This window comes from Paenibacillus sp. 11B (genome assembly GCF_030487755.1).
In the GTDB taxonomy this organism is placed as follows: Bacteria; Bacillota; Bacilli; order Paenibacillales; family Paenibacillaceae; genus Paenibacillus; species Paenibacillus vandeheii.
Genome location: NZ_JAUKNS010000001.1, coordinates 606,566 through 622,770 on the forward strand (window position 1 = coordinate 606,566; position 16,205 = coordinate 622,770).

General features: G+C 47.1%; 12 protein-coding genes. 4 read left to right on the forward strand and 8 right to left on the reverse strand.

Features of this window, described 5'->3' with window-relative positions; all coding sequences use genetic code 11:
* Positions 1–42: 42 nt before the first annotated feature.
* The 7 genes from Q0V21_RS02640 to Q0V21_RS02670 all read right to left on the reverse strand — a co-directional run bounded on the left by Q0V21_RS02640 (position 43) and on the right by Q0V21_RS02670 (position 10,712).
* On the reverse strand, positions 43–1,032 hold the full coding sequence (locus tag Q0V21_RS02640; protein ID WP_301877453.1) for a sensor histidine kinase: 990 nt from the start codon (positions 1,030–1,032) through the stop codon (positions 43–45).
* Complete coding sequence (locus Q0V21_RS02645) at positions 1,029–1,742, reverse strand: response regulator transcription factor (RefSeq protein WP_301877454.1); 714 nt, start codon at positions 1,740–1,742, stop codon at positions 1,029–1,031. The genes Q0V21_RS02640 and Q0V21_RS02645 overlap by 4 nt, the downstream gene beginning before the upstream one ends.
* Before the next feature lie 80 nt (positions 1,743–1,822).
* Entirely contained in the window at positions 1,823–2,926 is a 1,104-nt protein-coding gene (locus tag Q0V21_RS02650; protein WP_301877456.1) for a diacylglycerol kinase catalytic domain-containing protein, read from the reverse strand.
* Positions 2,923–3,963 carry an SPFH domain-containing protein gene (locus Q0V21_RS02655; protein WP_301877457.1) on the reverse strand — a complete coding sequence of 347 codons (1,041 nt, stop codon included), beginning with the start codon at positions 3,961–3,963 and terminating at the stop codon, positions 2,923–2,925. The genes Q0V21_RS02650 and Q0V21_RS02655 overlap by 4 nt, the downstream gene beginning before the upstream one ends.
* A 244-nt stretch (positions 3,964–4,207) precedes the next feature.
* Positions 4,208–5,224, reverse strand: a complete 1,017-nt coding sequence (locus Q0V21_RS02660) for an iron-hydroxamate ABC transporter substrate-binding protein (RefSeq protein WP_483312363.1) — start codon at positions 5,222–5,224, stop codon at positions 4,208–4,210.
* A 159-nt stretch (positions 5,225–5,383) separates the two neighbouring features.
* Complete coding sequence (locus tag Q0V21_RS02665; protein WP_301877459.1) at positions 5,384–9,748, reverse strand: glycosyl hydrolase 53 family protein; 4,365 nt, start codon at positions 9,746–9,748, stop codon at positions 5,384–5,386.
* A 244-nt stretch (positions 9,749–9,992) separates the two neighbouring features.
* Complete coding sequence (locus Q0V21_RS02670; RefSeq protein ID WP_301877460.1) at positions 9,993–10,712, reverse strand: YceI family protein; 720 nt, start codon at positions 10,710–10,712, stop codon at positions 9,993–9,995.
* Between the two features lie 85 nt (positions 10,713–10,797).
* On the opposite strand from Q0V21_RS02670, the gene Q0V21_RS02675 reads away from it, so the two are divergent.
* Positions 10,798–11,589 (forward strand): response regulator transcription factor, encoded by a 792-nt coding sequence (locus Q0V21_RS02675; RefSeq protein ID WP_301877461.1) that lies wholly within the window; start codon positions 10,798–10,800, stop codon positions 11,587–11,589.
* A complete protein-coding gene (locus Q0V21_RS02680) occupies positions 11,574–13,037 on the forward strand; it encodes a sensor histidine kinase (protein ID WP_301877462.1) in 1,464 nt (487 codons plus the stop codon). Before Q0V21_RS02675 ends, Q0V21_RS02680 begins: the two co-directional genes overlap by 16 nt.
* Positions 13,038–13,197: 160 nt before the next feature.
* Here the strand turns inward: Q0V21_RS02680 and Q0V21_RS02685 are convergent, their stop codons facing one another.
* Positions 13,198–14,010, reverse strand: coding sequence for an AAA family ATPase (locus tag Q0V21_RS02685; protein ID WP_301877463.1), 813 nt, complete (start codon positions 14,008–14,010; stop codon positions 13,198–13,200).
* Between the two features lie 376 nt (positions 14,011–14,386).
* Between Q0V21_RS02685 and Q0V21_RS02690 the strand changes: the two genes are divergently transcribed.
* Positions 14,387–14,539 (forward strand): DUF1540 domain-containing protein, encoded by a 153-nt coding sequence (locus Q0V21_RS02690; protein WP_072733378.1) that lies wholly within the window; start codon positions 14,387–14,389, stop codon positions 14,537–14,539.
* A gap of 204 nt (positions 14,540–14,743) precedes the next feature.
* Positions 14,744–16,201 (forward strand): 4-hydroxyphenylacetate 3-hydroxylase family protein, encoded by a 1,458-nt coding sequence (locus Q0V21_RS02695; protein WP_301877466.1) that lies wholly within the window; start codon positions 14,744–14,746, stop codon positions 16,199–16,201.
* Positions 16,202–16,205 lie beyond the last annotated feature (4 nt).

Here is a 16,205-nt window from a genome sequence, read left to right on the forward strand (position 1 = left end):
TATATCCATAAAAAAAGCACCTCGCCCATGGGCAAAGCGCCTCTATTTCCGATTCATCCAGCTGAATCTGACCAATGTTCCTTCATCCGGTTTGGAGAACAATTCAATCTGATTACCTAGACGTGAACTGATCTCACGGACCAGATACAGTCCCATACCCGTAGATTCATGATACTGTCTTCCCCGCTCTCCTGTGAAGTAAGGATTGAACACGCGATGAATATCTTCAGCTGAGATGCCGATCCCCTGATCCTGAATATCCAATACGATTCGCTCTTCCTCCATATAGGCGGTAATTATGACTTTTTTACCCGCTTTGCTGGCTGAGTAGTTGACGGCATTGGTCAAAATCTGGGTAAACATGAACCGCAGCCACTTGGAGTCACTATAGACTTGAAGGTTGTTGTCCATTCGGAAATCCGGCGTAATTCCCCTGCGAATAAACAGACGACGATTCTCAGCGATGCTGCTTCGAACCACCTCCGGTAGAGACAGAAGTTCCACACGGAAATCCCCCTCGAACTGTTCCAGGCGTGAAGAATGAAGTACCATTTCCAACCCTTTGCGCATTTTATCCAGTTCATCCTGAATGCTGCCAGCAGTTGTATCCTCCACATCTTCCAGGGTCAACTGTATGATCGATAATGGGGTCTTCATTTGATGGACCCAACGGTTCATAAACACAACCTGCTGCTCATTGTGACTGCGCAATTGACCGATTTCATTCTGACGGTTACGCTCCAGTTCATGCATCAATTCCTGTAATGCTTCTGCCACAGGAGCGCTTCCAAGCGATTGGAAAGGCTCCTGTACCAGCCGTTGTGGATACTGGAGCACACGGTAATATGGGTGGAGCTGGAAATAACGCACGGTCAGATATACGATTAATACCACTGTACTGAGCAATATGCCATAAAGAACGATCCTCATGGGCCGCTCTTCACCTGAGAGCCAATATACACATGGGACCAGCAGCAATTGCAGCAAATAAAATCCGATGAGGGGCAGCTGATCCCTTAAGAACAGTTTCATTGTCGATCCTCCTGGGAAGCTGACTCCAGATCAAGCAACCGATAACCCGCTCCGCGAACCGTTTCCAGAATCTCTTCAGCCCCCAGATCTTTCAGCTTGCGGCGAACACGTGTAATGTACACATTCAACGTATTATCATCAATAAAATGCTGATCTTCCCACATCAGTTCGAGCAAACGTTCCCGGCTAACTACCCGCCCTGCTTTGGCCATCAGTGCTTCGACCAACACGGATTCCTTCTGTGCCAGCTCCATGGAACGCCCCCCGTACTCCAACACATATCTTTCGGGGTACAGTATCATAGAGCCGTTTTTCACTTTCATCTCTGGTTGTACAGCTGCATACATCCCGTACGCCCTACGCAGGTGACTACGAACTTTAGCAAGAACTACTTCATATTGAAAAGGTTTAGTAATATAATCATCCGCCCCATGCTCCAGCGCCATAACCTGATCCATGCCACTATCACGAGCCGAAATAAATAGAATGGGACATATGGAATGCGAGCGGATCTGTCTGCACCAGTAATAGCCGTCAAACTGAGGCAGATTTACATCCATCAACACCAAATCCGGACCGATCTGTACAAATTCATCCAGTACATGACGGAAATCAGTTACGATCTGCACTTGAAAACCATTCCGAATCAAATATGCCGCCAACAATCCTGCGAGCTTAGCATCATCTTCAACCAACAATATCGATTGCATCGTCAATCCTCTTTCCGTTCCCTGACATATCTTCTACATCTAGATTACCATTCTAGTCGGAAACGGTTTGGAAATAAAGGTCAGACGACCAGCCGTCCACGCTTCTCCGCCAAACCAATGGTGGCTTCCACCCCGGAATTAAATTCGAGAAAGTCCTGTTCTACCCCGTCACTAAAAATAACGCCATCCTCTGGCATTTGGGAGACCATGTGCAAAGGCTGTTTCGGATGAATCTGTCCAAACACCAGATTGGCCGCAGTCGTCCGGCTGGGGAAGGGCTCACGTACTGTAAAATACAGATAAGGCGCGTCCCAACCGAAGTGATTCAAGCCGCTCATGCTTCCCTGTTCAGATACGGTCCCAGGGCTACGTTCTTCTGAATAATCTTTCCCTTTAGGCTCCGGACCTGGATGAAAGCTCCTGCTGTCTTTATCGGTGGTGAAAGCTTCATCCGATTGGATGTGCTGCCACGCTTCCGAGCCCACAACCCCGGCAGCACCTGCGAGTACACTTTTGAACCAGCCCGTCGATCCCATTCCGGTAGATACAATCACCCCGCTGGAAGATTGTTGTTCTACCGATGAACCGATACGAACTTCATAACGAGCAGATACATGCGTCTTTCGGCCAATGAACAGATCATTGACACCATACAGATACTGCCCATCATTCAGCTCCACTTTGGCCAGAGTCACCTCTTTCAGAGTCCGACGTTTACGAATAACATCGGGAATAATGAAGCTCAGATCCTCCACCGTAAATGGCAGCAATACCCCATCCCAACGCATTGGATCAGGATTTACACCAATAAGCGGCTGCTCGGTCACATACTTGAGCGTATTGGCAACCAGACCGTCCTGTCCGACGACGACCACAATGTCCTGTGCTCCAAAAATAAAGTTGGGCACATGTTCCCGATCAATGGTCTGAACCCGACCCAGTTGGCTGAGCTGCTGCTGGGCCTGATGCACGGAATGATGATAACGTCTATCTTCCTCCAGGTAATCACTGAAGTCCGCCCCCAGACGTTCAATATAGAACTGGGCTTGTTGAACCGTATTATAACGAACCACTAATTCTTCCAGCCTTGTTCTGCGTTTGACTAAAATCAGCTTGTATTCGGTCATAGGTTCACTTCCCGCAGTGTGTGCAGCTTCAGTCTGGTTTGCCTTCCCAAGTCTCATCGTGCCCGACCTCCCTGCTCTCTTGTCGGTGGATTCATCAATCCTTGCAGCAGATCCGGCGAGATGTTAAGCTGTCCAATTTTCCCCGCATTCTCAGCCAGCTCCTGGAATGCAAGAGCAATCAGTTTATCCGAGTTCATACCCATGTTGGCCATCGCCTGTAACACGCTAGGTTCCACATGCTGTAACGAATTCATCACGGCAGCAATTTCATAGGCTTTGGCATCCGCTTCGGCATTCTGATTGGCGATCGTCAATTCAATGAGCTGCTGCTTCCGTTCCTCCATCGCCGTATTGAATTGCAGCTGTTCCTGTTCCATCTCATTTTGTTTCTGTTTCACCGAACGTTCGGCATGCAATTGCGTTTCACGAATCTGCTGTTTCTTCGTCTCAACGGCAATTTCCGTGTTCAGTTCGTTTTCCTTCACTTTACGCTCCTGTTCAATGGATGCATTGCGACGTACATACAATGCTTCGTCGGCCTGACGCAAAATCTCTTCCCGTGCTTGTGCTTCCAGTGCACGCATGGTCTCTTTATTAGGCAAAATGGCGAGAATGGATAGACTCATCAGCTCTACGCCCAATTTCTCCAGTTCCTCACTCTGTACCACTTCCCGTTTCATGCTGCTGGCCAGTCGTTCACTCGATTGAATGGCTTCCTTCAGAGGCATTTGCTCCAGCTGTTTTTTGGTCAGCACCTTGGCGGTCGTAATCACACGTTGATCCAACTTGCCAGGATCGTCGGAGATATACCTGTTCTTGCGCAAATTGTACGTGTAATTCAAGCTTTGGGTGATTTTCATATAATCAACAATACGATAGCTCAGTTGACCCTGAACCGTAACCGTCTGATAATCCGCCGTAATCTCTTCGAACATAAAGGGTACATCCACAGAAGATACAGGCAACACCACAACCGACGTTGTCGGCTCATAGTAGTAAAAGGACAAACCCACACCTTGACGCTGCACCTGACCATTTTTCACTTTCATTACATATTCACTGGGTTGAAACTTCACGAATCGGAATCCAAACATCGCTCATTCCCCATTTCTTAATATTGTCATTATGATATTATCGAAATGATAACAAACAGATCCGATATTGTCAATATGACATTAACAACTTTTTTGCTTTTGACATCAAAAAAAAGACCTCCCCCGGGCAGAAGCCTTAAGGAAGGTCGATTTTCTCTGAATATAGTCTGTAATGATAATCTCATAATGGGATATGGGGTTAGCTTAATAATAGAAGTAAGCAGCTAAGCAACTTGTTATTTATTTATTTATTTTGTTCAGCGCTCTTCGTGATCAGATCAACAAACAAATCAATCTGGGCTGTAATAGCGATCGGATCATATCGATAGAATGTGTCAAAATCATTCTCGAAGAATCGGTGATTCTTCACGGCATCCAGACCGTTCCATACTTTGGACTGTTTGAATTCCTTCAGCGCTTCACCTTTTTTCTCTGGATCATACACCGTCATGAACATGTAATCGGTAGCGTATTCGGGCAGAACTTCCAGCGAAAGCTGCACGGTCTGATTGTCTTTGCTCACCTTGCTCGGCATTTTCAGCTTCAAAGCATTATATACGACTTGTCCACCCCGGCCTGCGTTGTCCCCAAAGATCCATAGATCCCCTTTGTCCGTCAACTCGTATAACCCAACGGTTGTATTCTCGTCCACAATGCCTTTTAGCTTCTCGCGTCCTTCTGCTGCCTTTTTCTCATAATCGGCAATAAACGCCTCCGCCTGCTCCGGTTGACCAATCAAATCACCAAACAGCTCGACTGTCTGGTAGATATCTGTTGCTGTGCCGTAAGGGATATGCACGGTTGGTGCAATCTTTGACAGTTCCTCGTAGTTTTCATCGTACATCACGACGATCAAGTCAGGCTGTAATTCCAGCGTCTTTTCCACGTTCACCGGATAACCCACATCTGTGGTGTCTTTGAGCTTGTCCTTAATGAACGGATTATCAAAGGCACTTGGCTCCACACCAATCAGGTTACCGCCTACAGACAGAATTTCGCCCCCGTAGTAGTCGGTCACGATGCGCTTCGGATGTGCAGGAATGGTAACCGTCCCTTTATCCGTCTCATAATCACGTGTTTCACTTTCCGTTGATTCGTTCTGAGCTGTATCGGCTCCAGCGGATTCTTGCTTCTCAGTCGTCTGCCCTGATTCGCTCCCCGTTTCATTACTGGTTGTACCGGTATTTCCGCAGCCCGCAAGAACAAGCGTAAATACAATGAATAACGTGCAAATGTACAGAATCGATTTGGATTTAAAAATAAACATGACGGCCTCCTATAATTCAACGCTTATTATGATAATGGTAATCATTATCATTTGAATCATAGCAGAATAGGCTAAGAACTGTCCACCATTTTAATGGTATACATAAACATAGAGACCGAGCCAGAAAGACCCGATCCCTATATCATGTGCGCACTAGAATGAATAGATCTGTTCCATCATTCTGGCTACAGCGACTGCACCCTGTGCACGGTTCGCATGCTGTTTAGGCGCAAATGTACCATCTGCCATACCTTTAAGCACGCCTTGCTCCTGCATCGCTGCAACAGCTTGTTTTGCATATGCAGCGATAGCTGCGTCGTCATGAAATCCTGCACTGCTGGACGACGAATCAACGACTGCACTGGCGTCCTGCTTCATGACCTGTATAGCACGGTTTAACATCACTGCCATGTCCTCACGCGAAATACGTTCATTCGCTCCAAATGATCCGTCCGCTCTGCCTTGTACTATTCCCATCTCCAGACCAAGGCGTACGGAATCCGAGTACCACTGATTACTCGTCACATCCATTGGAGCTGAAGTGGATGTATCCGGCAAGCGTGATTCGCCAATGCCCTTAATAATCATTTGCAAAAATTGTGCTCGTGTCAGTTCTGCTTGCGGACTGAATTTGGTATCTGTCATGCCTGAAATGATTCCTTTGCCATACAGATTCTGCACCTCTTTTATGGCCCAGGAGTAAGATTGCAGATCATTTAAAGGCACCTGTACTTCAGTAATCACAAAACGGCCTGATTGAAGCGGCTTGAAAGCCAGACTGTTGGTCGTTTCATCATATTGGGTAAAGGTTACTGGTTTCATTTCACCATTTGGCAAAAGGGATTGGATAACCAGCACAACGTCTTCTGCATTTGAATATTGCACATTCGACATCGTCATTTCAATGGCTCGATCTGTCCACTGCAACGGCTGCCCTTTCAACAGTAGATCCACACTGACCACGTTGCGGTTACCGATAGCTTTCTTTTGCGCTTCAGACAGATTAGCGGTGGAGTCTTCTGCCAGAATGACATCCATTGTAGCCACATCTTCGCTACGGATATCCTTCAGTGAACTTAGTGGGATGCGAACAGAAGTCTGTTTCATCGTCAGCTCCAGCGACTGTAATGCCTCAGTACGTGCCCATTCTTGAAGTAGGTTGGCATTTAGCTGGAAGGTTACAGCTTTGGAATCCTTGGGAACATCTGCAATCAACGTTAGCTTTTTGCTCCCTGCTGCCATTCCTTGAATCAATTGAGACAACTGTTTCATATCAGGTTGGATCACATATGTGCCCGATCCCGTACTTGTACCTTTGAAAGTAATGGAACCACTTTCTCCTGAATTGCCCGTTTCAACAGATGGCGTTACAGAAGAATTGCCTGGATTCTGATTCTGCGATGATCCAGGCGTGGAAGGCTGCGCAGGTTGACCGGGCTGGGACGGCTGACCCGGGGACGACTCTTGCAATACAAGCTGGCTAACTGCTTCCTTCAATGCGGTATCCGCGCCACTAATTTCCTGTGCACTGGCTTCTGCATCATTAATGAGCAAGCGGGCCAACGACAATGCCTGTGCAAACACATTCCAGCTTACAGCTGTATATTCACTTTGACGCAGCTTCGCAGCGGAATTCACTGTTGTCTCCAGGGCAGATTTGTCCGCCGGGAACACCCCGTACGCTTCAAAATCCATAAAGCCTACCCACTCAGAACCTGCTGTTATAGTAAGACGAATATAACGCGCCTCCGTGCCTGCAGGCAGGATATGTCTTGGATTGGTCGATACTACTACATCACTTGTCGTATCTACGACTTTGACAAAGTTCTCATTGTCATTGGATACTTCGATCTTGTATTTAATCCCCCCGCTCCACATGGACATTTCCAGCTTGCGGATCACGGCTGTCGCTCCCAGATCCACTTGCCACCAACTTCCTACACTTCTATCCGTTCCCCATGAAGTATTCGGATTGCTGTCGATTGCACCCCCAGGCGAGTTGGCTTCTCCACCACCTGTACCTGCACTACTTGATGCAGTAGCTGTTTTGCCTGTTGTTAATGCTTCCAGTAAAATAAGGTTGTTATTTGCTTTTTGAAGCGTAGCCAAAGCCTCTTGCACCTCGGTCTGATTGGCATCCTGCTTGTCTCTCACCTTGATTGCCGATAGCAATGCTGCTTTCAGGTTTGCCCAGCTTCGCTGTGTATAGGACGATTCGGTCAGTTGTTGTGTTTCACCAATGAATTGTGTCAACTCGGTTTTGTCCACATCGGATAAACCCTGGATTGCTGCTTCCACTTGTTTTGCTGATGTATTCACCTCGGTCTGGGTTGATCTTGGATCTGCCATTACCTGCTCTGCCCGAACAAGAGCCTTGGTCAATACAGCCCATGTTGCAGCAGACCAGTCTGTTTCCTTGTATGTTTTGGCTTCTCCAATGATCGCCTCAAGAGCGTTCCGGTTCGCAGGTATAACGTCGAGCTGCTGCATAACCGCATGAAGATTGGTCGCCGCAGCATCCGTATCCTGTTGTGTCACACCACCTGATGTATAAGCCAGCTTGTAAACATTCTCTGCTGCTGCAATGGCAGGAGCTAATGCGGGCCAGCTTTCAGGTGTGAAATCGCTGGATTCAAGTGACTGTGCACGTGTAATGGCTGCCGACAGCTCTTTCCGATCTGCGGGCAGAATGTCGAGTCCACGTTTGTACACATCCAGCGATGGCAGGGCACGACCTTCATACGAGTAACCGCCATTCGCCGGGTATTCGTCATAATCGAACATGGCGTGATTCTCCCATGCGTCTCCCTCGGAAGCGATCCAGCCTACATCGGCCGCAATCCATGCAGGCTCCCAATAGAAGAAACCCGCTCCCTTCTGATTCGGAACTTGAGAAATCATGTCCATGATGCCTGCAATCGCATCATATTGTCCCTGTACGGTTGCCGGGAAGGTAGCACCTCCCACATTCAGCGTTTCCGGGTTGCCAATAATGTTGCCGTGCGCGTCCCCGTTTTTATACGAGAATGGATATGACGTCTCGGCAATAATGACTTCTTTTCCATATTTCGCGGATACCTCATTCATCGTTTTGCGCACATCTGCGAATGTTCCGTGCCAGAAGGGATAATAGGAAAGACCGATAATATCGTACTGCAGTCCCTTATCCTCCAATTCGCCGAAATACCAGTCAAATGTATCTGCTTTCCCACCTTCTGCCAGATGGATCATAATTTGAACCTGTTCTCCGTCTTGGACTGCGCGAACGCCATCCACTCCACTCTTAAGCAATGCCACGTTTTCATCAAAATTGACTTTACTATTCAATCCGTTTAACACACCGCTGTTGATTTCGTTACCGATCTGTACCATGTCGGGCATGGCGCCCGCATCCTTCATTTCACCTACCACTTCACGCGTGTATTCATACACCGCCGTCTTCAGTTCTTCGAACGAGAGGTTTTCCCAAGCCTTGGGACGAAGCTGTTGACCCGGATGTGCCCACTCATCGGAATAATGGAAATCCAGCAGGATCTTCATGCCTTTCTCTTTTACCCGCTGAGCAAGACGAATCACATCGTCCTTGTCGTTGTATCCATTCGATTTCTGTGGATCATTCCACAGACGAAGCCGAACATAGTTCACACCACGGTCTTTGAGAATATCGAGCAGATCGCGTTCTGCCCCATTACTATCCAGATAGTAGCCTCCATTATCCTCAATGGCTGTTAACGTGGAAATATCCACCCCTCTGACAAAATCACTGCGATAGCCTTCCACCGTAACGGTAGCTACCGGTTGAAGGGGAGCTCCATAGACATCACCTGTAACGGTAAAGCTACGTGCTGAAGCATACTGTGATGGTTCAATTACCTCCCATTTGACAGGGACAAGGCCCGATTTACCGTTCTGGTAATATGCCGTGACTTCAGTAGGCAAAACAGGCGCGCTCCGGCTTACGGTAGATACGTTGACTGCATCGTAACTTTTGATATCTGCCGGGTCACGTACCTCTTTCTCGCCCCAGATTTGCAGCTCGGAAATGCCAGGCCACCAGTCAGTACCCGCATAATAAGGAATCGTGACCTTTACGTACTGAACTGCGTCCGCCTGAAAATCCAGATTGGCTACACTCTGGGGCGTTTCGTTAGTCGTTTGATCCGCTACCGAAGTCCAGGTATTTCCATCCTCCGAAACTTCAACCAAAAACTTCACCACCTCGTTTGCATCCTTCCACGTTATTTCCGCGCCGGAAAGATGGTATGAAGCTCCCAGATCGACCGTCAACCAGTGCGGTTGATCCACTGAAGTAGGAGTGTTCGCACTCCATTTCGTATTGTCTTTGCCATCCACTGCGTTCTCTTTATTGCCCCCCCACTGCAGATCCTCCGAGTTAACTGTTACCGTCTTGCCCAGTGCAACGTTTACCTTCGCTGCTGCCGCTGGTCGAGCCATCAGACCCAGATCACAGAACAACATCAGTAATACGAGACAGCCGCTTATGTATCTTTTGTGCATGCTTAATCTCCCCCTTATCGTGTTTGGTTCAAGTTAAACAATGAATGTTGTAAATCATTATCATTGTAAGCGCTTTACAATAAACGAGGACACGGTATTATCCCAAGGAAACAGCAGTTATTTTAACAGATTGATTGGTAATTCCTTGCTCAACGCGGATCGATTCCCATTCTTAACATAAAAAATCTGTCCCCTCCACCACACCGGCGGATTGGAACAGATTCGGGTCTTGTAGTTCAAATGCTTATTTGCTGAGCTTCAGTTCCAGTTGTACCTGAATGTCATTTTCAGTAGAAAGAACTACCGAATGTGGATTTTCCATACCAAAATCTTCAAAGGTAACCATCGTTGTGGCGGACAACAGCACCTGGTCATTTTCATAAGCGGCTTTTACGTCAAATGTAGCCTCTTTCTCAATCCCTTTTACCGTAAGGGTTCCGTTCATCTTAAAATCCACTGTCTGGCCTGCAGGCCATTCCATTGGCACACCTTCAAATGAGGTAGCGGTAAATGTAGCTTGTGGATAGGTGGAAACATCGAAGAAATCAGCTTCTTTCACATGTGCATCCCGCTCGCTATTACCTGAATCAATGGCACTCATCTCAATCTGTCCATCCGCTTTCATCTGGGAAGCATCGTCTACATTAAGGGTCAGGTTACCGCTGACCTGCTCGTCCGCAAAATTAACCGTCTCCCGGGATGTCGTTACCGAGAAATATACTTTCGAACCTTCGCTGATGCTCCAGTCTCCATTCAATTGCCCTGCTGCGGCTGTTTCGTTGGATACGCTTGTGCCACTGTCCGATCCTGCTCCCGTTGTGGACGCGGCGGTGCTGACAGGAAGCACCTGCTCAATCTCGACGTTGTTGCCCAGGTAACTGTTCGCGACATAATAACCTCCGCCCCCAAGAATGACGATTGCTGCCGCACCTGAGATCATCCATGTTTTTGCCTTTTTGTTCATCTCTATTCTCCTCCAATGGGTAACTGTATAAGTTGGTTATGTATCAGCATCTTAACAGCCCAATGTGTCAGGATGACGTCAAGAAATGACGTACAACGCATTTTTTCTGAAAATAATTGCCTCATTGGCATTGTGCTTCCGCTCATGTAAAATCAGTACACAAGCTTCTGAAGTGAAAGGAGACACCTTCTCGAAATCCATACTCATCGTCGAAGACGAGCAGGCGATTGCCCGAGTGCTGGCTGCCTATCTTCGAAAAGCGGGATTCGACGTTCGTCATGCAGCGGATGGGCCGACTGCTCTAACTCTATTTGATTCGGATGTTCCTTCCCTGGTCTTGCTGGATGTGATGCTGCCTGGAATGGACGGTTGGGATCTGCTGCGAATGATTCGTGAAAAAAGTGCTTGTCCCGTCATCATGCTAACCGCACTGGATGATATTCAGGACCGTCTGAACGGTCTGAATGCCGGTGCTGACGATTATATGAGCAAACCCTTTGTGCCTGAGGAGGTCGTAGCCCGCGTCAATGCTGTACTTCGCCGCAATCCACACTGGACAGCTGGTGGTGAAGGCAAACGTTATTTTGGCAATCTGGTTATTGATCTGGCTGCCAAACAGGTACTTTTGAACGGAGCAGAGGTTGCCCTGACACCACGAGATTTGTCCCTGCTCCTGTTCCTGTCAGAATATCCTAACCGAACATTTACACGGGATCATCTCATTGAACAGGTCTGGGGCATGGACTATGACGGAAGTGACCGGGCTGTGGACCTGTCGATCAAACGGCTGCGTCAGGCACTATCCCACTGGTTGCCGGAAACAGGAGAAATTCGGACTTTACGGGGAATGGGGTATCAATTTTGGATCGCCAACTAAAAGGAAATACGCCAAAACGTAAAACATCCATTCTGTCCTACTGGACGCTTCGATATTTTCTAATCCTATTCATCGGTTTCACCATTATTGTTGTAGGGGCACTCTACTGGATCAGAACCACCTCCATTGAGAAAGGTCTCAAAACGGCCCAACTGCTGGGACTGGAAATCGCCGAGAAGGTAGCTGGAGCCGAGAATAAAATTCATGTCCCTCCGGATCTCGACAGGCTGGTGGACAAGCGTACCAAACTTTTCAATACGGACAATTACTTTTGTATTATGGTGCTGGACAATAATAACCAATTAATTTATTCCAAACCGAAAATGACGCAGCAGGATGTGTATAACCGATTATCAGACGATATGGGTGAACCCCGAAACAAAAAATTTGCCGGGGTGACGGTTAACGTCACGGATGACGATCAAACGCTCGGTAAAGTGTGGGTCATGCAATCCAAAAAGTCCATTGCATACAATCCGGAAACGATGCTGGTGGTGTGCATCCTGTTCGTTGCATTAATCCTGTGTGGTTGGTTTACGATCTACCTCCTGTCCCGCAAGCTCTCCAGGCCTATTCGCCAAGTCGCTCATGCCGCAGAGCAGATCCGAAACGGTAATTATGAAGTCAATTTGGATCTGAACACACGGGAACGGGAGATGAATGAACTCGTTGAATCCTTTCGCGAAATGTCCATTCGTTTGCAGCAGTTGGAGGAATGGCGCGCCCTGTCGCTTGCTGGGGTAACCCATGAAATGAAGACACCGGTAACTTCCATTAAAGGACTTGTAATGGCTGTTCGGGATGATATCGTCAGTCCCGAAGAAGCAAAGGAATTTCTGGACATTGCACTCAAAGAATCCGAACGGATGGAACGCATGGTCGCTGACCTGCTTGATTATAATGCGATGAGCGCAGGAAGTGTTGCTGTTCGCCGGGAACGTATAGATCTGAATTTGCTGGTGGGTGAGATTGTCTATCAGTGGAAAATCGCTTATGAGGACAAGTCTCCCGAGATCGAATTGCATATACCTCCGGGTACGCTTTATACCATCGGTGATGCACTTCGGATTCAGCAGATCATGGTCAACCTGCTCAATAACGGGCTCCAAGCCGCAGCTTCCGACCAAGCTGCCGTCTTTCATATCCGTTTGCGTGCGGAGGCGGACAAGCTGTTTGTTGATGTACAGGATAACGGTACGGGTATCTCCAAAGAAGATCAACCCAAGATCTTCGAACGTTTCTATCGTGGCGAGATTAAAAAACGCCGTACCCGCGGGCTAGGTTTGGGACTGACCTATAGCCGCCTGCTTGCTCGAGCCCAAGGAGGGGATTTAAACCTGATTTCCAGCAGTCCCGAGGGCAGTTTGTTCACCTTAGCCTTGCCACGTTGGTCGGGTCCGGAAAAACCAGAGATAGAACCACTTTACCGGGCAACGGCAAATGCGTAGCACCACGATACACATGTCATAAGCGAGCTTTCTTCAGATGCCAAAGAACCAAAGGCAGATAACTAATGTAACACACTGAAATATCAAATAGCCCGGCATTCCTTCATGGGAACCGGGCTATTCGATATGTGATGACAGTAACTGATATTCATATAAACAACTATGTGGTCAGTACACGCGGCATATATTCTGCATATGCGTCATCAATGAGTTGCTCATGCAACGGGCTACTCGCAATGATCGCTTTCCGTTTTGCTTTTAAGACAATCTGCTCTACATCCGCATAACTGCATCCTGTGAGGCGTTCACACGTGTAATCTTCCATTTGGCTCTCCTGTTCAAACTGCCCCATCAGCTTACTGATATATAATCTTCGGCTCGATTCATCCGGCATCCCGTAGGTCATTTTGGTATCAAATCGCCGCCATATCGCCTGATCTAGCTGTGTCTCCAGATTGGTCGCGGCAACAAGAATGCTATCTCCTTCGAATTCGTCCAGGCATTGCAGCAGTGTATTAACAACACGAGCCATTTCTTTAACCTCATCATTGCTTTCACGTGTACGCCCAACGGCATCAAATTCATCAAGGAACAGCACACAGGGGTTAACCCGTGCATATTCAAACAATTTACGAACATTGCTTCCCGTTTCCCCAAGATGGCTGTGAATAATAGCATCGAGCCTTACAAGAACCAGCGGAAGCTGAAGTCGGTGTGCAAGATGGAAGGCAGTTAATGTTTTGCCTGTACCCGGAGGACCAAACATTACCATTTTGTTCGGCATTGGTACATCGTGCTCTGCAAACTGCTCTTTCATACCGAGAATGGTAATAAACTCTTCAACCACTCGTTCATTATCTGCGGAGAATACAATATGCTTTGCCTTTCGTCCGCACTCTTTCGGTGAATAAAAAGCGGCCATATCGATGCCCTTTGCACGTGGAATCCGGTTTATATGGTTCGTTTTGCTCATCGTTGATCGTTCTCCTTCTTCTATGTTTCAGGGGGTCATCCCAAATTAAACCCTATCAATTCATTCTCATTCCTGCTTAATACATATTTTAACACTTATTTTAATCGTAATTTTTACTATTAAATCATAACACATGGCGGCCGAATTGCAAAGTTATCATGGCTCGTCCATCATTGTTTTGGCAAGGTCGTCCAATTTGTTGCTTACAGCAGAAAAATTTGCTATTCTAAATATGCATCGTTGTGTATAACGCAAAAAAGCCCTCCATTTACGTGAGAGAGCACAAAATTTTTCCAGATTTACAAGCGGCAACTTGTCATTTCCGGATGTTCTTTATACCAACGAATGTAATCCAATCGAATTGAGGTTAACAATCATGGCAAAAGACGTATTATGTGAGGTTAATTCCTGTCGTCACTGGGCTCAAGAAAACAAATGCAATGCTTCTTCAATCTACATCGTGAGTCACAGTTCCAAAAAAGTAAGCGAATCCGCTGAAACGGATTGCAAAACATTTGAAGTAAAATAAGAAGAAATTCATATTGTACAAGTTAAAGGAGCCTTCGCGGTTCCTTTTTCTTTTGCTATTGTAACAAGAATGATAATTATTATCAAGCTCTTTTCTGCAAAATCTGAACTCCCCTCTCTTCATGCACATTGGACTGACTATTGACGTACACTACGAGAGCAGTCAAACTGCCCATGAACGAATAGATCATTGAGGTGAGTAACGATGCCCGTAAAAAGTGGCAAACAGTATATTGAACGTATCGATGCCCAGACTGTCCCCTGCTGGTACAAAGGGGAGCTTGTTACCGGAAAACGTTCTGAACATTTTGCGTTTGCAGGTTTGATGGATACACAAGCCAAACTGTATGATCTTCAGTCCGATCCAAATTTTATTGACACAATGACTTATGCGTCCCCAGCTGATGGAAAACCCGTAGGCATATCCTTTTTGCCACCAACCAGCGTGGATGATCTGCGCAGACGTCGAGAAGCAATGAGCATCTGGTCAGGAACACATCATGGGTTTCTGGGACGATCACCCGACTATATGAACACAGCGATCATGGCCTTTTATACCGGAGCAGCTATTCTTGAAGAAGCATCACCACAATACGCCGAAAATTTGAAAAACTACTATGCCTACTGCCGGGATAATGACATTACCCTCTCCCATGCTTTCATTCAGCCTCATGCCAGTAAAATTTCAGGACAGTTGGATGCGACCGAAGATTCCATTGCTGCAAAAGTGGTGGATCGCACTGAAGAAGGTCTGATCATCAATGGTGCATTCATGATGGCGACTCAGGCCGCCACGTCAGACGAAATACTGGTGTATCCTTCCCCTTCACCAGCACCGTTCGACGATGAAAATCCGTTTTCATTTGCCTTTGCTGTACCGAATCACCTGCCCGGTATCAGTCTCATCTGTCGGGATACCTACGCAGCCGAATCCAATTTCAACTATCCACTCAGCTCCAGATATGAAGAGATGGACAACATCGTCATTTTTGATCATGTGCTTGTTCCTCATGAGCGAATATTTTTCGCTGGTAATGAAGAAGTGTCCGGTCGGCTTTTTAGCGGTAGCAATTTTCACATTCACGCGGGACATCAGGTCATATGCCGATATATTGCCAAAACGGAATTTGTTCTGGGTACCATTCAGTTACTCACGGATACGCTTGACCAGGTAGCCGAAACTCATGTGATAGAGAAAACAGCCAGAGTACTTACCGGTCTTGAAACGTTAAAAGCACTGGCTCTGGCAGCAGAAGCCGGTGCTATAACAGATGGACGGGGATTTATTGTACCTGCCCCCAAACCATTAATGGCAGCAAACCTTTTGTTCCCCAAGCTGTATCCTGAGATGATTGAAATCCTGCAGCTCTTAGGTTCCAGCGGCGTAATTATGGTGCCTCAGGAAGAAGAATTCCGCTCTGATATCGCGCCGCACCTGGATATCTACCTAAGAGGAACCGATATGGTATCCCAGGAACGCACCGCATTGTTCCGCCTGATCTGGGAGCTTGGAGCAGGATCATTTGGAGGCAGACAGACCCAGTTCGAACGATTCTTTTTTGGCAACACAATCACCGTGTCGAACCGGATGTATTCAGCATACTCTGCAGATCAATCGTATCGTCAGCTCGTTCGTAATTTTATTTCCAAGACCGGCAAATAAGAAT